The sequence below is a fragment of the Rhodococcus sp. WMMA185 genome (assembly GCF_001767395.1).
GTDB lineage: Bacteria > Actinomycetota > Actinomycetes > Mycobacteriales > Mycobacteriaceae > Rhodococcus_F.
Map to the genome: position 1 here is coordinate 2,417,308 of NZ_CP017014.1, position 24,487 is coordinate 2,441,794.

At 64.1% G+C, this 24,487-nt stretch carries 19 protein-coding genes and 1 tRNA gene; 11 read left to right on the forward strand and 9 right to left on the reverse strand.

The genetic code is table 11. The annotated features are described in order from the left end of the window. Window positions 1–22: 22 nt before the first annotated feature. From BFN03_RS10795 to BFN03_RS10820, 6 genes are all read right to left on the reverse strand, one after another. Complete coding sequence (locus BFN03_RS10795; protein ID WP_070379001.1) at window positions 23–712, reverse strand: hypothetical protein; 690 nt, start codon at window positions 710–712, stop codon at window positions 23–25. Then, the gene (locus tag BFN03_RS10800; protein WP_070379002.1) at window positions 705–1,130 is read right to left on the reverse strand and encodes an acyl-CoA thioesterase; all 426 of its coding nucleotides are present in this window, start codon (window positions 1,128–1,130) and stop codon (window positions 705–707) included. Before BFN03_RS10800 ends, BFN03_RS10795 begins: the two co-directional genes overlap by 8 nt. Continuing rightward, window positions 1,127–6,037 carry an NAD-glutamate dehydrogenase gene (locus BFN03_RS10805; RefSeq protein ID WP_070379003.1) on the reverse strand — a complete coding sequence of 1,637 codons (4,911 nt, stop codon included), beginning with the start codon at window positions 6,035–6,037 and terminating at the stop codon, window positions 1,127–1,129. The genes BFN03_RS10800 and BFN03_RS10805 overlap by 4 nt, the downstream gene beginning before the upstream one ends. A gap of 105 nt (window positions 6,038–6,142) precedes the next feature. Further along, window positions 6,143–6,538 carry an acyl-CoA thioesterase gene (locus BFN03_RS10810; RefSeq protein ID WP_070380824.1) on the reverse strand — a complete coding sequence of 132 codons (396 nt, stop codon included), beginning with the start codon at window positions 6,536–6,538 and terminating at the stop codon, window positions 6,143–6,145. 136 nt (window positions 6,539–6,674) lie between these two features. Continuing rightward, window positions 6,675–8,354, reverse strand: coding sequence for an energy-dependent translational throttle protein EttA (gene ettA / locus BFN03_RS10815; RefSeq protein ID WP_070379004.1), 1,680 nt, complete (start codon window positions 8,352–8,354; stop codon window positions 6,675–6,677). Between the two features lie 108 nt (window positions 8,355–8,462). Continuing rightward, complete coding sequence (locus BFN03_RS10820) at window positions 8,463–10,493, reverse strand: cytochrome c oxidase assembly protein (protein WP_070379005.1); 2,031 nt, start codon at window positions 10,491–10,493, stop codon at window positions 8,463–8,465. A 144-nt stretch (window positions 10,494–10,637) separates the two neighbouring features. Here BFN03_RS10820 and BFN03_RS10825 point away from each other — a divergent pair. After that, window positions 10,638–10,713: transfer RNA gene (locus BFN03_RS10825), tRNA-Arg, on the forward strand. A gap of 143 nt (window positions 10,714–10,856) precedes the next feature. Here the strand turns inward: BFN03_RS10825 and BFN03_RS10830 are convergent. Next, window positions 10,857–11,612, reverse strand: a complete 756-nt coding sequence (locus BFN03_RS10830) for a hypothetical protein (protein ID WP_157109597.1) — start codon at window positions 11,610–11,612, stop codon at window positions 10,857–10,859. Between the two features lie 396 nt (window positions 11,613–12,008). Between BFN03_RS10830 and BFN03_RS10835 the strand changes: the two genes are divergently transcribed. The 4 genes from BFN03_RS10835 (at window position 12,009) to BFN03_RS10850 (ending at window position 15,315) form a co-directional block, all read left to right on the forward strand. Continuing rightward, a complete protein-coding gene (locus BFN03_RS10835; RefSeq protein WP_070380825.1) occupies window positions 12,009–13,106 on the forward strand; it encodes a catalase family peroxidase in 1,098 nt (365 codons plus the stop codon). Continuing rightward, a complete protein-coding gene (locus BFN03_RS10840; protein WP_070379007.1) occupies window positions 13,096–13,713 on the forward strand; it encodes a cytochrome b in 618 nt (205 codons plus the stop codon). Before BFN03_RS10835 ends, BFN03_RS10840 begins: the two co-directional genes overlap by 11 nt. A 94-nt stretch (window positions 13,714–13,807) precedes the next feature. Further along, complete coding sequence (locus BFN03_RS10845; RefSeq protein WP_070379008.1) at window positions 13,808–14,659, forward strand: alpha/beta fold hydrolase; 852 nt, start codon at window positions 13,808–13,810, stop codon at window positions 14,657–14,659. Window positions 14,660–14,736: 77 nt separating this feature from the next. Then, entirely contained in the window at window positions 14,737–15,315 is a 579-nt protein-coding gene (locus BFN03_RS10850) for a DUF4203 domain-containing protein (RefSeq protein WP_070379009.1), read from the forward strand. Here BFN03_RS10850 and BFN03_RS10855 read toward each other — a convergent pair. After that, window positions 15,312–16,637, reverse strand: coding sequence for an MFS transporter (locus BFN03_RS10855; protein ID WP_070379010.1), 1,326 nt, complete (start codon window positions 16,635–16,637; stop codon window positions 15,312–15,314). The two genes, BFN03_RS10850 and BFN03_RS10855, sit on opposite strands and share 4 nt — an antisense overlap. A gap of 123 nt (window positions 16,638–16,760) precedes the next feature. Here BFN03_RS10855 and BFN03_RS10860 point away from each other — a divergent pair, with 123 nt between their 5' ends. Genes BFN03_RS10860 through cmrA form a run of 3 tightly spaced genes read left to right on the forward strand, consistent with a single transcriptional unit; the run spans window position 16,761 to window position 20,154 of the window. Beyond that, window positions 16,761–17,294, forward strand: a complete 534-nt coding sequence (locus BFN03_RS10860; RefSeq protein ID WP_070379011.1) for a PadR family transcriptional regulator — start codon at window positions 16,761–16,763, stop codon at window positions 17,292–17,294. A gap of 12 nt (window positions 17,295–17,306) precedes the next feature. Further along, window positions 17,307–19,331 (forward strand): NADPH-dependent 2,4-dienoyl-CoA reductase, encoded by a 2,025-nt coding sequence (locus BFN03_RS10865; RefSeq protein WP_070379012.1) that lies wholly within the window; start codon window positions 17,307–17,309, stop codon window positions 19,329–19,331. Window positions 19,332–19,350: 19 nt separating this feature from the next. After that, complete coding sequence (gene cmrA, locus BFN03_RS10870) at window positions 19,351–20,154, forward strand: mycolate reductase (RefSeq protein ID WP_070379013.1); 804 nt, start codon at window positions 19,351–19,353, stop codon at window positions 20,152–20,154. Window positions 20,155–20,208: 54 nt separating this feature from the next. On the opposite strand, the gene BFN03_RS10875 is transcribed toward cmrA, so the two are convergent. Then, window positions 20,209–20,931, reverse strand: a complete 723-nt coding sequence (locus tag BFN03_RS10875) for a GntR family transcriptional regulator (protein WP_070379014.1) — start codon at window positions 20,929–20,931, stop codon at window positions 20,209–20,211. A 276-nt stretch (window positions 20,932–21,207) separates the two neighbouring features. Here BFN03_RS10875 and BFN03_RS10880 point away from each other — a divergent pair, with 276 nt between their 5' ends. From BFN03_RS10880 to BFN03_RS10890, 3 genes are all read left to right on the forward strand, one after another. Continuing rightward, window positions 21,208–22,287 (forward strand): ABC transporter substrate-binding protein, encoded by a 1,080-nt coding sequence (locus BFN03_RS10880; RefSeq protein WP_070379015.1) that lies wholly within the window; start codon window positions 21,208–21,210, stop codon window positions 22,285–22,287. 70 nt (window positions 22,288–22,357) lie between these two features. Continuing rightward, window positions 22,358–23,167 carry an ATP-binding cassette domain-containing protein gene (locus BFN03_RS10885; RefSeq protein ID WP_070379016.1) on the forward strand — a complete coding sequence of 270 codons (810 nt, stop codon included), beginning with the start codon at window positions 22,358–22,360 and terminating at the stop codon, window positions 23,165–23,167. Then, window positions 23,164–24,399 (forward strand): sugar ABC transporter permease, encoded by a 1,236-nt coding sequence (locus tag BFN03_RS10890; protein WP_232320226.1) that lies wholly within the window; start codon window positions 23,164–23,166, stop codon window positions 24,397–24,399. Before BFN03_RS10885 ends, BFN03_RS10890 begins: the two co-directional genes overlap by 4 nt. The last annotated feature ends 88 nt before the right edge of the window (window positions 24,400–24,487 follow it).

The following is a 24,487-nucleotide window of genomic DNA, read 5'->3' on the forward strand; positions in this document are numbered from 1 at the left end:
CGCCCCCGGCTGCCGTCGCCACCTATCGCATCACCGACAGCGGGATAGAGCCGCCGCGGCGGCGATACACCGACCCGAACCGGGCATCCACCCGCAGCCACGAGGGTGTAGCTCGCACCCGAACCGGTTCGGCGGGATCGACCCGCCCGGGCCCGGCGGGATCTTCGATCGATTCGCCCGAACCCGAGCGGACGATGAACCCCATCGCGGCGATGGCGAACACCACCCGCATCGGAACGCCTGCCTTTTGGTTCGCACCCTCTACATGCAGCACTTCTTGGTCGAGTAGCGAAGCCGGAGGTCCGTGAGTACTGCCGTGCTCTTGGGCCAGCGCCGCCCCACGCTGGGCGAGATCCACCAGAATTTGGGCCGGGATGTCGTCGAGGTGGACGAACCCTTCCGCCGGGGGAAGAGCGCCGCGCCAGGCAGAATCCATCGAGAACCCCGGATCGATGTCCGGACTCGTACCGGACTCGAGGGCCGCGAGCAGTTGATCGCCCGCCGCGGACGTGTCGTCCGGGGTGATCGTCCCGCCGAAGGTCCTCACCGCGAGTACGTCGAAGCCGGTTTCCGCCCACACTGTCAGCCGACCGTGGCCACGCTGCCGGAGCCGTACTACTGCCGATTCATCCAATCTGACGACCCGTCTCAGGAAGGTGGCGAGATCGCCGCGCTCCGTGGGATCCGGGATCGACAGAACGCGCTCATACACGCTGCCAGCTCTTCAGGTACTCGCTCTCGCTTTCGGTGAGCCTGCGCAACCGCTGGGTGTCGACGTCGAACGCCGCGATCTGCGTGGAGGCGATGACCGAGGCGGGAACCGAGACGTCGACGCCCTTGGGGCGGACCTCGTAGCAGATCGTGAAGTCGACGGCGCGCACCTTTTCCACCCACATCAGCACATCGAGCGGAGAATCGCCGTGGCGAAGTTGACCACGGTACCGCACGTGCAGATCCGCGACGACCGCGCCGTCACGCAAACTGACCGTCGGGCGATCGTCTTCGAACAACCATGGAATCCGCGCCTCTTCCAGAAGCGTCACCATTCGGGCGTGGTTGATGTGCTGGAATACGTCCATATCCGACCAACGAACTTCAACCTCAGCGTGATAGCCCTCGCTCAACCTCATACCTCCGATCGGGTGCCCACACCTCGCACCATGCTCCGTATCTGGCGCGCCGCCACCGAGAGCGTCGCCAGGTCTAGGGTTCCAGACTCGAAAATCTCGGCGAGGGCGGACCTCGCCCTGCCCAGCCGCGACGCGTTCGTCGACTCCCAGTCGTCGATCTTCTCCCGCGGGGTCTCATGGGTCTCGCCGCCCCTGAGCACTTCCATCGTGAGCTGGCGCAGCGAACCGTAGAGGTCGTCGCGCAGTGCCAGACGGGCCAGCGAGTGCCAACGGTCACCCCGCGCGAGGTTGGACACCGCGCTGAGCAGCCAATCGACCCCGAGATGGTCGTCGAGTTCGTAATACAGCTCAGCCACTTCGTCGATGTCGCGTTCGGCGATATCTGCGATATCGACGATATCGAGCAAGCTGAAGAGGTCCAACAGCCGGAACACCTCGAACGCGATGCTCTCGGGCGCTCCGCGCGCGATGAGAGGCCGAGAACGCGCCTCCAGGTCCGTGATCTGATGCCCTTTCACAAGCGCAGGCACATTCGGTGAGAGCGCCCGGACGTCTGCCGAGTACCGGGCGATTTCCGCACCGACGGCCAAGGGCTGCGGGCGGTTGTTCAGGAACCACCGCGATGCGCGGTCGAGAACCCGGCTCGCCTCCATCAGCAACTCGTCCTCGAGGTCGGCCGGCATGTTCGCAGCCCGGATCCTCCCCCACACGGCGGGAAGCGCGAAGATCTCGGTGACCGCAGCGTAGGCACGGATGGCATCGGTGCTGCTCGCCCCGGCCTCGTCGGCCAGGCGGTACGCGTAGGTGATTCCAGCGTTGTCGATGGTCTCGTTCGCGAGCATGGTGGCGACGATCTGCCTGCGCAGCGGATGCGCCTTGATAGCCGTCGGGAAACGCTCACGAAGCACGGTCGGAAAGTACCGGGGAAGCCGGGGCGCGAACGTCTCGCTGTCGGGGAGGTCAGTCGCCAGGAGATCGTCCTTGAGCGCGAGTTTTACATGCGCGATGAGGGTGGCCAGTTCCGGGGAGGTCAGTGCCTGGCCTGCTTGCCTTCTGCGATTCATGTCATCGTCGGTGGGCAAACCCTCGAGTTTCCGGTCGAGTCCTCGCTCCGACTCCAAGTGCTCGATCTGGCGTCGATTGACATTGAGCCTGGTCACCGCGTTGGCACGAGCGACACCGAGGAGATTGTTCTGAGCGAAGTTGTTGGCAAGCACCAAGTCGGCAACCTCGTCGGTCATCGATGCCAGCAGAGGATTGCGTTCTTCCTCGCTCAATTCGCCGCTGCCGACCACCGAGTCCAGCAAGATCTTGATGTTCACCTCGTGGTCGGAGCAATCGACGCCGGCCGAGTTGTCGATCGCGTCGGTGTTGATCCGTCCACCGTTCTGGCTGTACTCGATCCGCCCGAGGGGGGTAACTCCCAGGTTGCCGCCTTCACCCACAACCTTGGCCCGCACGTCGACACCGTCGACGCGCACGGCGTCGTTGCTCTTGTCGCCCACCACCGCATTGGTTTCGGTCGACGCCTTGATGTAGGTACCGATCCCGCCGTTCCACAGAAGATCCACCGGAGCTTGCAGGATTGCACGAATCAGTTCCGGGGGTGAGAGTTCGGTGATGGTGGTGTCGAGCCCGAGTGCCGCTCTCGCGGCAGCGCTGATCGGGACCGCCTTGCGAGTCCGATCCCACACTCCCCCGCCCTCGCTGATGACGCTCTTGTCGTAGTCCGCCCAGGAAGAGCGCGGCAGATCGAACATCCGAGTGCGTTCCGCGAAGGACCGCTCGGCGTCGGGATCGGGGTCGAGGAAGATGTGCCGGTGGTCGAATGCGGCGACCAGTCGGATATGCCTGCTCAGCAACATGCCGTTGCCGAAGACGTCGCCACTCATGTCGCCGACACCGACCACGGTGAATTCCGTGGTCTGCGTGTCCACACCCATCTCGCGGAAGTGCCGTTTGACGCTCTCCCAGGCACCTCGAGCAGTGATCCCCATCTTCTTGTGGTCGTAGCCGGCCGATCCGCCGGACGCGAAGGCGTCGCCCAACCAGAAGTCGTACCGCTCGGCAACGGAATTGGCAAGATCCGAGAACGTTGCGGTGCCCTTGTCCGCAGCCACGACGAGGTAGCGGTCGTCGCCGTCGCGGCGCACGACCCGATCGGGTGGCACAACCGCTCCGGTGGCATGGTCGACGTTGTCGGTCAGATCGAGCAGTCCGGAGATGAACATCCGGTAGCAGTCCTGACCCGTCTGAAGTGCTGCCACTCGGTCTGCGGCCGGATCTCCCGACTCCGGCTTCGTATGCTTGACGACGAAGCCCCCCTTCGCCCCCACCGGGACGATGACCGCGTTCTTCACCGCCTGCGCTTTGGCCAGACCCAGAATTTCGGTGCGGAAGTCTTCTCGCCGATCGGACCAACGAAGGCCGCCCCGCGCGACGGACCCGAATCGCAGGTGCACACCCTCGACTTGGGGTGAGTAAACGAAGATCTCGTACTTCGGCCGGGGTTTCGGCAACTCCGGAATCGCTGTCGGATCGAGCTTGAATGACAGGTACGGACGCCGGTCACCCGCTGCGTCCGTGACGAAATAGTTGGTCCGCAGTGTGGATTTGATCAACCCGAACAACCCGCGCAGAATCCGGTCGGCGTCCAAACTGACGACCGAGTCGATGTACTTCTTCAGCCGATCGTCGAGTTCGGCTACCCGCTCGGGCGACGGCGTCTCGGGGTCGAACATCGCCTCGAACAACTCGACGAGGGCGAGCGCCGAGTGGGGGTCGGCCAGTGCAACGCCCTCGATGTGGAACTGGCTGTAAGGAAAACCCGCTTGGCGCAGATACTTTGCGTACGCGCGGAGGATCGCTGCCTGACGCCAGTCCATTCCGGCACGCAGTATGAGTTCGTTGAAGCGGTCTGCTTCCGCCCGCCCGAACCACACAGCCGCGAATGCCTCTGTCACTCTCTGCTGCAGGCGCGGCGTTGCCGACTCGCCCTCCACTGCCAACTCGGCATCGAGATCTTCCTCCACCGACGACCGGAGCAGTTCGGTCGGCACCGAAAGTCCGAAATCGTAGATCCAGCAAGTCATGCCGTCCGGTCGGGGAATCGAGTAGGGGCGTTCGTCGAGGACCTCGAGCCCCAGGCTCTGCAGCACCGGAAGAACCTGGCTGAGCGAGATTCCTTCGCCACCTACGTACAGGGTCAGACGCCAGTGCCCGAGTCGAGCATTCGGGTGACGGTAGACGAGCAGATCGATCGCCCCGTCGGTGAGTGCCTCCAAGCGGGCAAGATCGGTCAGTGCACGCGAGGCCTCGAAATCCTCCTTGTAGCTTTCGGGAAACACTTCGGCATAACGTTGCGCCAGAACTGGATTTGCATCGGGCGTGACCTTCAGAAGATCCCCCAGATGCTCGTCCCAGCTCCGGCTCGCCTCCTCGAGCAGTCCCTGAACCCGCTCGCGGTCGGCATCCGAGAGATCGAGCTTCTCCCCCTCCTCGCCCACACTCTTGCGGATGGTGACGTGCAGAAGTGCCAGATCCGACTCGGTAACGCGCGCAGTGTATTCCAGTGTCCCGGGGCCGAACTCCCGCAAGAGGATATCCTGCATCGCCAATCTGACCTGTGTCGTGTATCGGTCACGCGGCAGGTAGATCAGGCAGGAGACGAAGCGGCCGAGGAAGTCCTCTCTCAGGAACAGCCGGACCTGCCGCCGCAACCCAATACTGTGTACGGCGGTGACCGTGTCGTAGAGCGTGTCTGCACTGCTAGAGAAGAGTTCGGTGCGGGGGAACGACTGGATCACCTCGAGCATGGCCTGGCCCGAGAACGAGTTCAACTGAAATCCGGCACGTTCGATCACCGTGCGCACACGACGCGCAATCACCGGAATGTCGAGAACGTTCTCGTGGAAGGCTGTCACGGTGAAGACACCGAGGAAGCGGTGCTCACCGATAATGCCACCCTCCTCGTCGAGGATGCTCACACCGACGAAGAACGGGTAGACCGCACGATCCACGGTGGCCGGAAACGAACCCTGGGTCAGCACCAGAAGCGGACGGTCGGGGATCTGGGCTGCGGGGGGAAGGCTCATCGGCCCTTCGGTGACCGAGTCCGAACGCAGCAGTCCGAGTCCGCTGCCCGGAACGACATGAAGGCGCCGTTCCCCGGAACTGTCCGGCTCACCAAGTTCGAATCTTCGGTATCCCAGCGCGGCGTAATTGCCGTGCGACATCCACCGGAGCAGGTCGGCGCTGTCCTCGAAGTCCTCTTTCGTCGTTCCTGGACGCGGGGCCGAACGCTCTAGTTCGTCGGCAAGATCGCGTTCGAGTTTGCGCATGGCGTCGGTGTCGACGACCACCTGACGCACGTCGGCGAGAACCTCGCCCACTTTCTCGTCGAGAGTGTCGAGGGCGGCGGGTTCCGTTCGGGGATCGAGCTGCACATGGATCCACGACTCGTTGGTGGCGGTTTTGTCTTCATTCCCCTCGCCGGGGCCTTGCTCGTCGCCCGCCAGAATTCCACAGAGCGAGCCGTTCGGTTCACGACGGACCGAGATGATGGGGTGGACGAATTCGCTGATGCCGATGCCGAGCCGATTGAGCAGCGTGGTAATCGATTCCACGAGCAGGGGCATGTCGTCGGTGACGATCTGCAAGGACGCGCCGAGCCCCCGCCCGTCACCCGGGCGGTAGACACGTGTCACTGCTTGCCCCGGCGGACGGTCCAGGGCAAGCGCGACGTGCGCGGCAAGTACCGCACTCGAATTGTGGTTGAGCGCGCTGTCGCTGTCGCCGCGGTCGACATGACGGAAGTACACGGCAGCGAGCGACGGCAGCTCAGACCTCAGCTCGTCAGGCAGATCCCGAGCCCATTGCGCATCTCTCAGTGCTCCCGTGTCCGTCATCGAGCTCACTTCCCCTTCGTTCCGCTTCCCGAGGGCAACTCCTCTCGAGAGTAGCCCCCGCAAACGGAACGAACCGTGCACATCGGAAGTCCGTGCCGCCTGTCGTCAGCCGACTCCGACCGGCACGAGGTAGCGTTCGAGCCCGGCTCGCTCCGCATTCGACAGGGGGCGCGAGCGTTCCTTCTTCACGTCGAACGCGACGAGAACGGCATCGCCCATCCCACAGACGACGCCGTGCCGATCGGTGACGACATGGCGAATCGTGTATGACGACGTACCGACGGCCAGCACCGTGACGTCCACCTTGACCGGTCCGGAATCGTCGGTGAGTGGGCGCAGGAAGTCCACTTCCATCCTGCGCACCACCATCGCCCCGGCTCGCGAGCCGACAGTCCTGAGCTCCGTCAGCAGGAAGTGTGCGCGCGCTTCCTGCATGTACTCCACGAACCGGGTGTTGTTGACATGCCCGAGCCGGTCGGAGTCACCCCAACGGACCTGGATCTCGTACGTGAAGGCAGGGGCGTCCGAAGCATCTGGTTCCGGAGCCCCTGCGTCCGGGGTCTGTGCGTCCGGAGCCCCTGCGTCCAGGGTCTGTGCGTCCGGAGCACCTGCTTCCACAGGGTCGGAGGCCACCGCGTCAGTCTCTCGTCAGTTTCCGGTGGGTGACGCGATGCGGGCGCGCCGCGTCCGGTCCGAGACGCTCGATCTTGTTGGCCTCGTAGCCCTCGAAGTTGCCCTCGTACCAGTACCAGGCGGCCTCGTTGTCACCGAAACCACCCTCCCACGCGAGGATATGGGTGCACGTGCGGTCGAGGAACCAACGATCGTGGGAGATCACGACCGCGCACCCGGGGAACTGTTCGAGAGCGTTTTCGAGCGAGCCGAGTGTCTCGACGTCCAAGTCGTTGGTCGGCTCGTCGAGCAGGATCAGGTTTCCGCCCTGCTTGAGCGTCATCGCGAGGTTCAGGCGGTTGCGCTCACCACCGGACAGCACACCGGACGGCTTCTGCTGGTCTGCGCCCTTGAACCCGAACGAGCTGATGTACGCACGCGAGGGCATCTCCGTCTGGCCGACGACGATGTGATCGAGACCGTCCGACACGACCTCCCACACCGACTTGTTCGGGTCGATACCCGCACGGTTCTGATCGACGTAGCTCAGCTTCACGGTCTGGCCGATCTTGACCTCGCCGGCGTCGGGCTTCTCGAGTCCGACGATCGTCTTGAACAACGTGGTCTTTCCCACACCGTTGGGGCCGATGACACCGACGATTCCGTTGCGCGGCAAGGTGAAAGACAGATCCTTGATCAGAACCCGCCCGTCGAATCCCTTGTCGAGATTCGACACCTCGACGACTACGTCACCCAGACGGGGCGGTGCCGGGATCTGAATTTCCTCGAAGTCGAGCTTGCGAGACTTCTCGGCCTCGATAGCCATTTCCTCGTAGCGGTCCAGGCGGGCCTTGTTCTTGGCCTGGCGGGCCTTCGCGCCCGACCGAACCCATGCGAGTTCTTCCTTGAGCCGCTTCTGCAGCTTCTGATCCTTCTTGCCCTGCACCTCGAGGCGGGCGGCCTTCTGCTCCAGGTAAGTGGAGTAGTTGCCCTCGTACGGGTACAGCCGCCCGCGATCGACCTCGCAAATCCATTGCGCGACGTGATCGAGGAAGTAGCGATCGTGAGTGACGGCCAGGATCGCGCCGGGGTACGCCGCCAAGTGCTGCTCGAGCCACAGCACGCTCTCCGCGTCGAGGTGGTTGGTGGGCTCGTCGAGCAGGAGCAGATCCGGTTTGCTCAAAAGCAGCTTGCAGAGTGCGACACGGCGCTTCTCACCCCCGGAGAGGTGAGTGACCATCTCTTCCGGCGGCGGACAGCGCAGTGCGTCCATCGCCTGTTCGAGCTGGGAGTCGATCTCCCAGGCGTCGGCGTGGTCGAGCTTCTCCTGGAGCTCGCCCATCTCCTCCATCAGTTCGTCAGAGTATTCGGTGGCCATCAGCTCGGCGATCTCGTTGTATCGCTTGAGCTGGACCATCGTGTCGCCCATGCCCTCTTCGACGTTCTCGCGAACGGTCTTGGTCTCGTCCAGTTGCGGCTCCTGCATGAGGATCCCGACGGACGCCCCCGGAGCGAGGAATGCCTCACCGTTGCCCGGCTGATCCAGTCCCGCCATGATCTTGAGGATGCTGGACTTACCCGCGCCGTTCGGTCCGACCACACCGATCTTGGCGCCGGGGTAGAAGCTCATCGTGACGTCATCGAGGATGACCTTGTCACCGTGCGCCTTGCGCACCTTCTTCATCGTGTAAATGAACTCAGCCATGGGGTCAGCCTAGTGGTGTGGCGCGACGATCCCGCACCGCGGAGGGTCGGTTGCGCGGACCCGCACCTCCCGCGAGCGGTAGCGGCTCGGATGTCGTGAGGGACGCGGTCACAAACCCGCCTCGCGATCGCGCCGCGCCAGCTCAGCGAACATCGCGTTGTGTGCAGCAAGAGCGGCGTCGTCATCGCGATCCGCTGCTCGGTCGACGCGGCGGGCGGTGCGGCCGTCGCTGCGGGACCACTGGATCAGCAGTGCCATCATCACCAGCATCAGCGGAATCTCGCCGGTCGCCCACGCGATGCTGCCCCCGAGTTGCTGATCACTCAACAGGTCGGAGTTCCAGCCGAGACCGAGTGAGCGGTAGAACGCCTCGCCCATGACCGTGTTCATACTCATCAGCGCGACGCCGAAGAAGGCGTGGAAGGGCAGCGATCCGAACACCATCGCGAGTTTCATCACCGGCGAAAGCTTCCGCGGTGAGGGGTCTACCCCGATCGCGACCCAATAGAACAGGTAGCCGCTCAGAAGGAAGTGAAGGTTCATCAGGATGTGCGCGGTGTGCGAATCGACGACGGCTCCGAAGATCCCCCCGAGGTACAACGCGTAGAAGCCGCCCACGAACAGCGTCGCCGCGACCAGGGGATGGGTGATGAACCGGGAGTAGGGACTGTGCAGGGCCTTGAGAATCCATTCGCGCAGACCCGGTACACCGTCTTTGCCGGCAGGATCGAGCGAGCGCAACGCGAGTGTGATGGGCGCTCCGAGGACCAACAGAACCGGCGCCAGCATCGACAGCGCCATATGTGCACCCATGTGAACGCTGAACACCGCCGGTGCATAGCGCCCCACGCCCGAAGACGTCGCAAAGAGCAGCACCGCGCATCCGCACATCCAGGCCACGGTCCGTCCCACCGGCCATTTGTCGCCCCGGCGGCGGAGCTTTCGCAATCCGAGCATGTAGACGAGCGCGAAAACAATCGCCGCAGTACCGAAGAGCAGGTCGAATCGCCAGTCCAGCATCAGACGCTCGAACGTCGGCGGACCCGACAGGTTGTAGCCGAGTTCGACCTCGGTGAGGGTGGGCACGCTGCTCGGTGGTGGCGGCGGCGTACGGCCGAGCCCGACGGCGAGCCCGATCGTAGCGCCGAAAACCAAGGCCTCGGCTCCCGCGAACCGGATCAGGTTTCCGCGGCTCGTCGGATCCTTCTGCAGCGCGGGCAGCGCCCGGCGGCGATGTGCCCAGCCGAAGATACCCAGGATGATCAGTGCCACGGCCTTGGCCACCACGAGGCGACCGTACGTGGTGGTCATGAAGTCGTCGATCGGGACGCGGACGAGCGCGTTCACCACTCCGCTGACGGCCATGACTGCGAAGCAGACACCCGCGACCGCGGAGAACCTTCGTGCCGCCACGTCGGTGTACGCGCCCGCCCGTCGCGCATGGGCCAGCAGCGCGAACAGCCCGCCCGCCCACAGCGAGGCCGCGACGAGGTGAAGGATCAAGCTGTTGGTCGCCAAGTCGTGCGAACCGCCCGAAGACGAGTGCCCGGTCAAGGCCAGCGGCATCAGTCCGAGAATCGCGACTGCCAGGAGGATCGGTGTCCACCACCAGCGCAGCACCAACCGCGCCACGATTGCCACGACGATGGCGATGATCGCGGTCCACCGCCACACGCTCGCGAGTTCGACCTGATCGATCGATCTGAACACGTTGCTCGGCTTGGCAGCCTCGGTGAACGGTTGCCCCGAAGTATCCGACAGCGAAAGCGGGACCAGGACCAGGGCGGTCGCCGCCCACACGATCGCGGCGTGTGAGGCCGTCCGGACCGCACGGTAGCCGTCCACGTCCAGGACCCCCGACTTCTGAGGTGGTACGAAGAACGCCGCAAGCAGCAGCGACCCGATCGTGATGACCGCGGCAACCTCGGACACCGCTCGCATTGCCGGTAGCCCATAGGTGGTGATCGGGCCCGGATCCGGAATCCCCAGCAATACGAGCGCCTGCGCGGCGGAGAGACCAACCACGATGGCTGCGACCAGACCGGCAATGAGCCCGCCGACGACGAACAGAGCAGACGAATCGGCCCGGTTCGGGGGTTGTGGTTCCTTGTCGGACTTCGTGAGCAGGGGTGTAGCCATGCCAACAAGGGTAGGACCTACGACAACCCGTCGGAGACGCGAGTGTTCCAGCTAACCTGGACGTGGAAGCCGCGCCGGAAGATATAGATCGCAGAAGGACTGGGTCGGCCGTTCTCAACGGCCGCCGGGTAATATGTGCTCCGCGCCTCCGTAGCTCAGGGGATAGAGCAAGAGCCTTCTAATCTCTTGGTCGCAGGTTCGAATCCTGCCGGGGGCACCAAACTCCCAGTTCGCGGGGCTTCCGAGTCCACAAAGCGAACCCATAATTCGCATGGTCGAATATTCGTTCCACTTCTTGGACGAATCCTCCCCTAGATCCATCATCGAATTCCCTTCGATGTCGTCAATCCGCATCGGTATTCACTAGTCACCCAGCGAGAGGCCGATGCTCTCCTGGGCCTCGTCCTCGCTATAGGTCATCCGGCCACGGTCACTGATCTCGAGTTGGTAGAACTGCTCGCCCCGCGGTACATCCTCGACCGCGAAGTGCATCGAGCAGGTGCTGCCGGTCTTGTCGCTCGAGACGAACTCGCCCTTGGCGATGAGACTCTCATCCACGCCATAGACCAGGATGTCGCGGCCCGGGTATATGTCGGAGTACCCGCCGTCGCCCTCGCAATCGAACTCTTCTCCGTAGCCGTAGGACCGGGTCGTCGAGTCGTACAGCGTGAGTGAGCCCTCCATGGTGAAGGTATCGGACGGTGAGTTCACCGCCTCGGCGACGAGGGCAGCAGCCACTATGAAGACAAAGAGGCCACCGACGAGCCACGGCAGCACCTTCTCTGGCTTCAGCGACTTCAGCTTCGCTGCCAGATCCGGCGATGTCGGCTCCGGCGCTGCGGGCGGATACGCGGGCTGCATGGAGGCCGTGGGCGGAACGGGTCCGTGCGGGAACGCCGGAGCCCCCTGGTACGGAGCCCCCTGGTACGGACCGCCTTGGTACGGAGCGCCCTGGTACCGAGCGCCCTGGTACGGACCGCCCTGGTACGGACCGCCCTGGTACGGAGCCCCCTGGTACGGACCGCCTTCGTACGGAGCCCCCTGGTCCGTTGGCCCCTGGGGCGGAGGCCCCTGGGGCGGAGGCCCCTGGGGCGGTTGCGCGTTAGGTTGATCGTTCACGGTCGTATGGAAACACGCCGCCCGGTTTGTTCCCAAAATGGCGCAACGGATCGGCGCGTCTCAGAGCTACGAGGGGCCCGAACCACGACGAACCGCGTCCAGCCGGACACAGCACTGGATCCGGACGACTCGCATCTGAAGAGGATTTCGTGTCTTGGGAGCTGCAATGGCACCGGGGCCGGACACTCGACGATCCGAGCGGAGAACGGGTACCGACACGTACGCTGGATCTGCCCGGGCAACTGGCGCCCACCACCAGCTCTGACCGACAAGGCGGCATTGCCTACATCGGTCGATCGACGGAGTGGAGAACTGACGTGAGCAGACATCTCGACAAGATCCGGCGTGCAGGGTTCGCAGTGGCCGTCGCGGCCACGGGACTGGTGGGCAGAACCCATGAGCGATGAAGAGAAACCAGATGCGTCCCCGACGCTGAGTCGCCGCGGCGTCCTGCTCGGACTCGCTGCCCTCGGTGGAATCGCCGCAGTGGATGTCGGCGGTTTCCTGTACGCGGGAGGTTGGTTGACGCCCGGCAGGTTGACTCCATCGCGATTCACCGATCGGTTCCAGCAGGTATTCGGCAAGCACGATGGATTCCGGCGCAATCATGCCAAGGGACTGAGCGCCTCTGGGCATTTCATCAGCAACGGGGCGGGGGCCGAGATATCCAGAGCCGTGGTCTTCCAACCCGGCGAGTTCGCGGTGGAGGGCCGGTTCTCGCTGTCCGGCGGCGTCCCCGATGTTGCGGACGCGAATGCCACCGTACGAGGCCTGGGATTGCTGTTCACCCTGCCGAACGGAGAACAGTGGCGGACCGCGATGGTCAACATCCCGGTTTTCTTCGACAACACCCCGGAAGGCTTCTTCGAGCGAATCCTCGCATCCAAGCCGGATCCCGCCACCGGCAATCCCGATCCGGACAAGATGGCCGCGTTCCTGGCCAGGCACCCTGAGACCGCTGCGGCGATGGAGATCATCGGGCAGAACCCGCCCAGCTCCGGATTCGACAACAGCACCTTTTACGGACTCAACGCGTTCCGCGTCACCGACAGCCTCGGGGCCGTCCGCCCGGTGCGCTGGATGGTCGTCCCCGAGCAACCGTTCGAACCGGCGGACCCTGTACAGCCACCCGGCAGGGATTACCTCTTCGACGCCCTGATCCGCAAGGTCGCGGACACACCCCTGTATTGGCGCCTGATTCTCACGATCGGCCAACCAGGTGACCCAACCAACGACGCCACCGTGCCGTGGCCGCCACACCGACACGCCATCGATGCCGGCAGATTGACGATCGACTCGGTACAGACCGAAGAGCAGGGCAACGCCCGGGACATCAACTTCGACCCGCTCATTCTTCCCTACGGCATCGCGCGGTCCGACGATCCACTGCTCAGCGCACGGTCGGCGGTGTACGCCAAATCCTTCCAACGTAGGTCCAGCGAGCCCAAAACGCCCAGTGCAGTCAACGTCGAGAGGGTGCTCGATGAGCGATAAGCAGATCGGCCGTACCCCACAGTTCGCCCTCCCTTCCCGACTGCTGCATTGGGTTATGGCGGTTATGGTCATCACCCAGCTCTTCATCGGCGTCACCATGGTGGCCTCGCTGGCCAACTACAACATTCTTCTAGCCATCCACCGGCCGCTGGGGATCGCGATCCTCATCTTCGTCGTGATCCGAATCGGAAACCGGCTGCTGCACAAGCCACCACCGTTCCTGTCCACGATGCGGCCATGGGAACGTCGTGTGGCGACCCGGTCGGAACAACTGCTCTACGTACTGCTGGTCGCGCAACCGTTGGCCGGTTGGGCCATGCTGTCGAGTGCGGGAGTCCCGATCGTTCTCTTTCGGCAACTACACCTTCCGGCGATCGCACCGCACAACACGACTGTGTACGCGGTGCTGTGGTACACCCACCTGACGCTGGCGTACCTGCTGTTCGCCACCTTCACAGCCCACATGTGCGCGATCTTGTTTCATACCTTGGTGATCCGCGACCGCATTCTCGACCGCATGGCCCTATGGCCCATACCCAAGACAGCACCGGCAGCAAAGCCCGCGACGGAGCAGGCAGCTGGGCAGGTAGCTGAACCACCTGATTGACGACAGATTGAAAATTCAGCTCGGAGATCCCCCGCCTCGGCACGGTTGGCCGGAAGCAGGGAGCGAACCAGCGCGCGCGTCGTAGGGTGTCGGAATGCTGTCAACATCAGAAAATGCGCACATCACCGTCGGCGACCTGACTTTCGACGTCGCCATCAGTGGACCAGCCGACGGGGAGGCAGTCCTTCTCCTACACGGGTTTCCGGAAAGCGCCGCGGCGTGGGGACCCGTCAGCGAATTGCTGAACGCGTCGGGTCTGCGGACCTATACGCCGAACCAGCGCGGGTACTCGCCCGGCGCGAGACCCGACGGAGTCGACTCGTACGGGGTCGATCGTCTCGCCGCGGATGTCATCGGCCTCCTCGACGCTCTCGACCTCGACACCGTCCATCTCGTCGGCCACGACTGGGGTGCCACGGTCTCCTGGGTGGTCGCTGCCCGTCACCCCGACCGCATCACATCTCTCACCGCCGTTTCCGTACCCCACCTCGCCGCATTCGGCCGGGCACTGCGCGAAGACAAAGACCAGCAGCAGCGCTCGAGTTACATCGGTCTGCTGAGGATGGAAGGCAAGGCCGAGCAGGTCCTCCTCGAAGACAACGCACGGCGCCTGCGCGCAATGTTCGGCGATGCCGTCGCACCGGAATTGGTCGACAAACATGTCGCTCTACTCACCGAACCGGGGGCCCTGACCGGTGCGCTGAACTACTACCGCGCCATGACGAGCGATCTGGACCAGACGCCCGCCGTCACCGTGCCCACCACCTATCTGTGGAGCACCGAAGACATCGCGATGGGGCGCGCCGGGGCCGAGATGTGCGGTGAGTTCGTCGATGCACCCTACGAATTCATCGTGTTGGAAGGTGCCACGCACTGGATTCCCGAGCAGCGACCGACCGAACTCGCGAAAGCGATCCTCGAGCGCACCGGAACCAACCCCGCTTGAAGTCCGCCGTTCCCGTCTGCGGGGCCATTCTTCTGGTTTGATGGCAGTACGCATCTCGCGCACCCGGGGAGGGCACCATGAGTGGTATCGCAATCCTGTTGGTCGGGGCGGTTCTGTGCTTCGCCGGCATCGGTTCACTTCACGTCGCGGTTCTCGCCTCCGGATTCGGGCTCGGTTGGCTCCTGGCCGACCTGCTGTCGCTATCGATCGGGACGACGTTCTTGGTCGCCCTGATCGGTGCGGTGGTGGCGTGGGTGGCCACCACGCTGATATTCAAGTTCGCCGCGTTCTTCCTCGGAATCATCGCCGGCGCCGTGATCGGCGCGAAGCTCAGCCGCGTCCTGCAGCCGGAAGACACCAACTGGCTGCTGAGCGCAGTCGTGATCGTCGCACTGGCGGTTGCCTGCGGCTTCATCGCCGACCGGTACCGCGCACGAGCGCTGTTGTGGCTGACCGCGCTCGGCGGAGCGAGCATGGTGGCGTCCGGACTCGGCCTGGCCATAGGCCCCCTGGATTTCCTGGACAATCCGAACGCGGGCGCACAGCAGGTGTTCGCCACACTGATCTGGATCGCAGTGGCGGCCGCGGGCTGGCTTACCCAACGGCGACTCTTCCCGGACAAACTGCGTATCGGCGACGATCGCGCGAAGCGCTAGTCGCGTTCGGGTGCCCGCACCACCAATAGAGCGCCGAGTCCGATCGCAAGCACGACCAGCAGTCCGACTATGCCGCCACGATCCGCAGCGAACCAAAAAGCGAACAGCCCGAACAGGCTCGGCGACAGGAACGAGACGGCGCGGCCCGTCGTCGCATAGAGACCGAACATCTGCCCCTCCCTGCCCGGCGGTGTGATTCTGGCCAGGAACGTGCGCGACGACGACTGCGCCGGACCGACGAACACACACAACAGCAACCCGAACAGCCAGAACATCGCCGGGCCCGACACCATCAGCAAGACGATGCCGACAACGATCATCGCAACCAGCGAGGTCACGATCACCGTCTTGGGTCCGACTTTGTCGTCGAACCGCCCCGCAGTCAGGGCCCCGACAGCGGCGACCACGTTGGCTGCGACGCCGAACAGCAGCACGTCGGCGACGCTGATGCCGTAGACGTTGACGGCCAGAACGGCTCCGAACGTGAAGACGCCCGCGAGACCGTCCCGGAACAGCGCACTGGCCCCCAGAAAATAGACGGTGCGGCGGTCGGCAGACCAGAGGTCGCGTAGGTCTCGGGCCAGCACCCGATACGACTCGAAGAAGCCCGCCTTGTCTGCACCCGGGTCGACCTCGAGACGCGGCAACTCGGGAACGGTCAGCAGGACCGGAATCGCGAAGACTGCGAGCCAGACGGCCGCCAGCACCGCCACCATCCGGATATTCATCCCGTCCTCGGTGGTCAACCCCAGAAAACCCCGTTGGTCGCCGTCACCGACGATGAACCCGAAATAGGACAACAGCAGGAGCACGATCCCACCGAGGTAGCCCATCGACCAACCGAAGCCGGACACCCGGCCGATATTCGCCGGTGTCGACACCTGCCGGAGCATCGCGTTGTAGGGAACATTGGCCAGTTCGAAGATCACCGAACCCACGGCAAGCAGCACCAGGCCGAGCCACAGGTATTCATAGGAGTCGCGGACGAAGAACATCGCAGCCATGCAGGCGACGGTTGCGAGGGTGAGGGCACCGAGGGCCCACTTGCGCCGTCCAGCGGCGTCGAATCGCTGTCCTGAGATGGGTGCGAGCACGGCGATGAAGAATCCCGCGATTCCGAGTGACCACCCGAGCCAGGCGCTTGCCGACACCGGGCCGGGGAGGTCGTCGCCGACCGCGTCGGTGAGGTACACGGAGAAGACGAACGTCACAATCACCGCGTTGAACGCGGCTGAGCCCCAATCCCACAAGCCCCAGGCCACAACCTGTCGGCGCGTCGCGGCTTCCCCGATCCCGGCCGGCGGACGAACGTCGGTGCTCATGTCCGCGAGCCTAGGCGGCGAACAGGATGTTCGGGCGGGTCTGATCTTCCCGAGTCGAGTCGATTACAAAAAGATATTGTGCAATTGGTTGCATACTCACCTCGTTGCATACATACTCTGCTCGTGGCACTCGAACATGCGCTGCTCGTCTCCCTGACCGAACGTTCAGGGTCGGGCTACGAATTGGCTCGCCGGTTCGACAAATCCATCGGCTTCTTCCAGAGCGCCACTCATCAGCAGATCTACCGCGTTCTCAAGCGCATGGACGAGTCCGGATGGGTGAACGCCGAGGTGGTCGCCCAGGACGGCAGGCCCGATAAGAAGGTCTACCGCGTCAGTGACGCCGGGAGATCGGAGCTCGGACGCTGGATCGCCGAACCGAGCGCACCCATCCCTATGCGCAACGAACTGGCGGTGAAGATCCGTGCCGCACAGCACGGTGACCTCGCCGCGCTCATCGCCGAGGTTGCCCGCCACCGTGACGGTCACGCCGCACGGCTAGAGGTCTACCGCATGATCGAACAACGTGACTTCCCCACCCCGGATCAGCTTTCCGGACCAGCCCTCCACCAGTACCTCGTCCTGCGCGGCGGAATTCGCGTAGAAGAGGGGTTCGCCGACTGGTGTCAAGAAGTACTCGACGCGCTCTCACAGTAAGGACACGCCGCTATGACACAGTTCCCCCAGCTCCTCTCCCCGCTCGACCTCGGCTTCACGACGTTGAAGAACCGGGTGATCATGGGCTCGATGCACACCGGTCTCGAAGACCGCGCCAAGGACGTTCCGCGGCTGGCCGAGTACTTCGCCGAACGTGCCCGCGGCGGTGTCGGGTTGATCGTCTCCGGTGGATACGCACCGAACCGAACGGGTTGGCTCACCCCATTCGGCGCCAAGTTGAGCAACCGGTTCGAGGCCCGACGTCACCTCGCGATCACCAAGGCAGTGCACGACGAGGGCGGCAAGATCGCTCTGCAAATCCTGCACGCCGGGCGCTACAGCTATCAGCCGTTCAGCGTCTCCGCCTCGTCGATCAAGGCACCGATCAACCCTATCCGCCCCCGGAAACTCACCGATCGGGGCGTACGCTGGCAAATTCGCAACTACGTACGATGCGCACGTTTGGCACAGAAGGCGAACTACGACGGCGTCGAGATCATGGGCGGCGAAGGCTATTTCATCAACCAGTTCCTGTGCGAACGCACGAACAAGCGCACGGACAGATGGGGTGGGACCTCAGAGAACCGTCGGCGAATGGCCGTCGAGATCGTCCGTCAAACCCGCTCCGCGGTGGGGCCGAACTTCATCATCATCTTCAGGCTGTCAATGGCCGACCTCGTCGAAGGCGGCCAAACATGGGACGAGATCGTCACGCTGGCAAAGGAAATCGAGGCTGCTGGCGCGACCATCATCAATACCGACATCGGCTGGCACGAGGCCCGTGTTCCCACGATCGTGACGTCTGTCCCTCGGGCCGCGTTCGCCGACGTCACCGGCAAGCTCGAGAAGCATGTGAGCATCCCGGTGGCGGCGTCGAACCGGATCAACATGCCCGAGGTCGCGGAAGAGATCCTCACCCGCGGTGACGCCCAACTGATCTCGATGGCCCGGCCGATGCTCGCCGACCCCGACTGGGTTCGCAAGGCCGAGGCCGGGAACTCGGATGAGATCAACACGTGCATCGCTTGCAACCAGGCCTGCCTCGACCACGTCTTCATGCGAAAGCAGGTGTCCTGCCTACTCAATCCCCGCGCGGGCCGCGAAACAGAACTCGTCCTCTCGCCCACCAGAACGACCAAGAATGTCGCCGTCGTCGGAGCAGGACCCGCCGGGTTGTCGGCTGCCCTCGGTCTGGCTCAGCGGGGCCACTCGGTGACGCTCTTCGAGGCGGATTCGCAGATCGGTGGACAGTTCGGAATCGCCCGCAAGATTCCCGGCAAGGAGGAGTTCGCGGAAACGATTCGCTACTACAACCGTCAACTCGCACTCGCTGGAGTGGACGTCCGTCTCGACACTCGCGTCGGTGCGACCGAGCTCGTAGGCAAGTACGACGAAGTGATCGTCGCGACCGGCGTGACGCCGCGCGTCCCGACCATCGAGGGGATCGACCATCCGAAGGTCTTGACATATCCCGAGGTCGTGCGGGATGGCAAGCCCGTCGGGAAGTCGGTGGCGGTAATCGGCGCCGGCGGTATCGGCGTCGACGTCAGCGAGTTCCTCACACACGAGCACTCCCCCACCCTCGACCTGAAGGAATGGAAGCAGGAGTGGGGCGTCACCGACCCTGAGTCGGCTCCGGGAGCGCTCACCACACCGGACCCCGCGCCGTCCCCGCGCGAGGTTTACCTGTTGCAGCGCAAGAAGGGCCGCATCGGGGCGGGTCTAGCGAAGACCAGCGGTTGGGTTCACCGCGCCGCGCTGAAGAACAAAGGCGTGCAGCAACTGTCCGGCGTCAACTATGAACGCATCGACGACGACGGCCTGCACATCACGTTCGGCGAAAAGCGCGAGAAGGCACGCACCCTTCCCGTCGACAATGTCGTTATCTGCGCAGGTCAGGAATCAGTTCGCGACCTCATCGACGAGTTGACCGTCGCCGGCGTCACCACCCACGTCATCGGTGGAGCGGACGTTGCCGCCGAACTCGACGCCAAGCGCGCGATCGAGCAAGGCACCCGTCTCGCGGCACAGATCTGACGCACTAGGCTGGCTGACCGTGAGCCTGCCTAACCCCAACCCCACTGCCCGCGCCGTCGTCACCGGCGCCTCGTCTGGAATCGGCGAGGCGCTGGCCGCCGATCTTGCCTCGCGCGGCCACTCCCTGATCCTCGTCGCGCGTCGCGGCGAGGTCATGGAGTCGCTGGCCGAGACCCTCCGCGCCGAACACGGCGTGGAGGTCGAGGTGAGAGCGTGTGACCTCTCGGACCGGGACGCGCGCGCCAAGCTGGTCGTCGAACTCGCCGAACGTGAGATCAGCGTCCTGTGCAACAACGCCGGAATCGCTACGTTCGGCGCGGTCGCCGAACTCGACCCTGCCTACGAGCGGGCCCAAGTGGAATTGAATTCGGTTGCCGTACACGACCTCACCCTCGCCGTGCTGCCCGGGATGCTCGAACGGGGGTCCGGCGCCATCCTGATGGTCGGCTCTGCGGCCGGGAACATGCCCATTCCCTACAACGCCACATACGCGGCCACAAAGGCCTTCGTCAACACCTTCTCCGAGTCACTTCGCGGCGAACTCAAGGGATCTGGCGTGAGTGTCACCCTGCTTGCACCCGGACCGGTGCGCACCGAGGAACCCGATCCCGCGGACGCATCGATCGTGGACAAACTGGTGCCCGACTTCCTGTGGATCTCGAGTGAGCACACCGCCAAGGTATCGCTCGACGCCCTGGCCGACAACAAGATGCGCATCGTGCCCGGCGTCATCAGCAAGGCGATGTCCGCTGCCGGACAGTACAGTCCGCGTGCGGTCATCGCCCCCATCGTGGGAACGTTCTACAAGAAGCTGGGCGGCTAGCCGCCGGTGAATGTACCTCTCGGCGCGTCCGATGTGCGAGAGGTACATTCACCCTCAGGAGCGTCCGCCCTCACGACACAAGTGCACGTCGCATACGTACTTGCTGCCGACATACCTCGTCTCGCGGGTCATGACGCGCTCCCCATATTGGTCCTCGACGCGCAGGCGTTCGACCAACAACGGTGATTCCATTGGGATGCCCAGCTTTTCGGCATCATTGGCGTCGGCGGTCGTCGCCACGATCGTTCCGCGGGCCTCGGTGAAAACGATGTCGCGATCCTCGAGAATTCGCCGCACCGAGTTCGTGGCGAGGTCGCACCCGAGGACGAAGGCGCAGCGCGGCGGCAACGTCACCGTGTCGAGCGCGACCGGCAGTCCATCGCCCAGACGGATGCGTGCAACGCGGACCGCGCGACTGCCGGGAGCGATACCCAATTCCGCTGCGATGTCCGGTGTCGGTTCGACCCAGCCGGAAAAGAGCACCTTGGATGTGACCTCGACGCCGCGCTCGTCCATTTCCTCGGTGAACGAACGCCAGACCCCCACGGTTTGATCAGCCCCAGCACCAGAAGCGTACGTGCCGCTCCCCGGCACCCGATAGACCAATCCTTCCGCCTCGAGTGACTTGACGGCTTGGCGGGCCGTCATCCGGCTCACGCCGTGCATTTCCGAAAGCTCGGCCTCACTCGGCAATGGATCACCCGCGCCCGCCGAGTCCAACCGGCGGCGCAGCTCGGCAGCTATTTCCAGATAGCGAGGTGATCGCGCCGGGACCATTCACCCACCTCTTTCCTGTGACTTACATCATAGTCAGCTAGACAGCTGTCGACAGTTTCCCCTCCGTGCGATCCAATTGCCGCCGAGGGCCTCCGCGGGCCTTCTAGGACAGTCGAACTGGACCGATTCCAATTCTCCTGGCGATTGTCCCTACTTCTTGACAAGACCGCGTGTGACAGTCAACACTCCTTCCGTCTATACAGCTAGCTGACTAGCTAGCTCGATGTCGGCTGGGTCTTACCGATTCGATATGCGTCCTATGAAGGAGAGCGGATCATGCGTTTCCAGAAGAAGTTGTCGTTGCTTGCCGTGACAGCCGCGACCATCCCCCTGCTCGCAGCGTGCAGCCAGGGGACTGGAGCCGACGACCAGAAAACGGTTGCACTCTTGCTGCCCGAGTCGAAGACGGCTCGGTACGAGGCCAAGGATCGACCAGCCTTCACCGAGAAGTTCCATGAGCTGTGCAGCGACTGCGAGTTGCTCTACTACAACGCAGACCAAGACCCGTCCAAGCAGCAGCAGCAGGTCGAGGCCGCCATCACCCAGGGCGCGTCCACGCTGGTCCTCGACCCGGTCGACGGGAAGTCGGCTGCCGCGTTGGCCAACCGCGCCAAACAGGCTGGGGTCACAGTCATCTCGTACGACCGCATGATCAACGACGCGCCGATCGACTACTACGTCTCCACCGACAACGAGAAGGTCGGCGAGATGCAGGCACAGGCGCTACTCGACGCACTGAGCCCCAACCCCCGCCCCCGCATCGTCATGATCAACGGCTCTCCCCAGGACTCGAACGCCGGAGACTTCAAGACGGGCGCGCACAATGTGTTCGACGCCAACGACGTCGAGATCGTCGCCGAATACGACACCCCGGACTGGAGCCCGGACAAGGCCCAGACACAGATGGAACAGGCGATCACGAAGGTGGGCAAGGACGGGTTCGACGCGGTCTACGCTGCCAACGACGGCACCGCGGGCGGTGCGATCGCCGCGCTGAAGGCCGCCGGCATCGACCCGGCCACCAAGTTCGTCACCGGCCAGGACGCCGAACTCTCTGGAATCCAGCGCATCGTCGCAGGTGAACAGTTCATGACTGTCTACAAGAAGATCACACCTCAAGCCGAGGCCACTGCTGAACTCGCCGCCGCCCTCGCCCTGGGCCAGGAGCCCCCGAGCGGACTGGTGAACGGATCCGTCGACAACGGTGCGGGATCGATCCCCACCATCTACACCCCGATGGTTTCGGTGACCAAGGATGCCATAGCCACGGAAATCGTCGGGGACGACTGGTGGAGCGCGTCGGACATCTGCACCGACTTCTACGCAGAGGCATGCCTGAGCGCTGGAATCGGCTGACCGACCACTGGAGAGGAACAAATCAGATGCATCCACACGCCGTTCCGCCACCCGTACAGGAGTCCGAGTCATGACCGTCACTGCTGACGGCCCCAACACCGCAGATACCCGGTCCGGCCACCCACTGCTGTCGCTGAAGGGAATCTCGAAGTCGTTCGGTCAGGTGCGTGCCCTGTCGGATGTCGACTTCGAGGTCCACCCCGGTGAAGTGGTCGCTCTGGTCGGTGACAACGGGGCCGGCAAGTCGACCTTGATCAAGGTGATGTCGGGCGTCGGTCCGCCCGACTCCGGGGATATCTCCTTCGACGGCAAGCCTGTTCGCATCGTGAGCCCACACGACTCGGCCGAACTCGATATCGCCGTCGTCTACCAGGATCTCGCACTGTGCGACAACCTCGATGTCGTCGCGAACCTGTTCCTCGGACGGGAGAAGGCGGGCAAGGTGGGGTTCCCGCTCGACGAGATCACGATGGAACGTCGCTCTCGGGAACTACTCGACATCCTGGCTGTGCGCACCCTGCGGTCGGTGCGCTCGGAGGTTGGCGGCCTATCGGGTGGCCAGCGCCAAACCGTCGCCATCGCACGCGCGATGCTCGGAAACCCGAAGGTGGTATTGCTCGACGAACCCACCGCCGCACTCGGGGTCGCACAAACCGAACAGGTCCTCGCTCTGATCACCCGATTGCGTGAGCGTGGCCTCGGTGTGGTCCTCATCTCACACAACCTCGCCGACATCTTCCAGGTCGCCGACCGCATCACCGTCCTGCGTCTAGGCCGCAACGCTGGATCCTTCCGCACCGACTCGGTCAGCCGGGAGACCGTCGTCGGCGCCATCACCGGTGCGCAATCGTCGGTAGGAAACGAGGAGCCCCACTCGTGAGTATCATTCCAGCCCAACGACTCACAGCTGAGCCGGAAACTCCGGCACCACAACCGAGAGCGAGACTCGACCTGCGGGCCATCGCCCGCAAGATCGCCGAGGGGGAACTCGGGTCGGTCCGCGTCCTCCTCGTGCTCGCGTTCATCTGGATCGTCTTCTCCATCGCCAACGACCGCTTTCTGTCCCCGACCAACCTGACCAACCTGGCGCTGCAAATTGCCGGAATGGGCACGATCGCGGTCGGTGTGGTTCTCGTGCTGCTTCTCGGTGAAATCGACCTGTCCGTCGGAGCAGTCAGCGGTCTCGCCGGGGGCATCATGGCCACGACGTCGGTGCTACGCGGATGGCCCGCCTGGCTGGCAATCCTCGCGGCACTCGCAGCAGGGGCAGTAATCGGTCTCATCCAGGGCACGATCGCCACCCGCCTGCAGATTCCATCGTTCGTCATCACTCTTGCCGGTCTGCTCGCCTGGCAGGGCGCCCTGCTGGCCGTGCTGGGCGCCAACGGAACCGTCAATATCACAGACCCGACCATCATCGCGCTGGCCGGCACGTTCCTGAGCCCGGCGATCGGATGGGGTTTGGCCACGCTGTCGATTGCCGTCATCATCGGCGGTGAACTGCTGCAACGCCGGCGCCGCCGCGCCGAGAGCCTCGAAGTCGATCGGTTTGCCGTGCTGGTGCTTCGCGTCGGCGCTATCGCAGCGGCCATCGTCGCCGGGACCGCCGTCCTGAGCTCGGAGCGTGGCGTTCCGCTGTCTCTGCTGATCCTGATCGGACTGGTCGTTCTCATCAACGGGTTGCTGCGGTGGTCGACCTTCGGGCGCCACGTGTACGCGGTGGGCGGCAACGCCGAAGCCGCTCTCCGTGCGGGCATCCGAGTGAACCGAGTCCGCATCCTGGTGTTCATGCTTGCCTCCACCATGGCGGCAGCGGGCGGCATTCTTCTCGCCTCCCGGCTCATGGCTGTCAACCAGAACTCCGGCGCAAGCGACCTCCTCCTTCTGACGATTGCGAGCGCGGTCATCGGAGGGGTGAGCCTGTTCGGCGGGCGCGGGTCGGTGTGGGCGGCGCTCCTCGGCGCAGTGGTCATCGGCTCGATCTCCAACGGCATGGACCTGCTCGCGCTGGATTCCTCGGTGAAGTTCATGGTCACCGGCGCTGTTCTGGTCACGGCGGTGTCCTTCGACGCGATCACCCGAGGTCGCCGAAGGGCGCACGGCCGCCTCTGAGTGCGGGTGAGGTGCAGGTTGCCGAACACAGCGGACACCTCCTTGGTGTTGCCGCGCAGTGGTTCGCGTTCGCGACACTGCGCGGCAA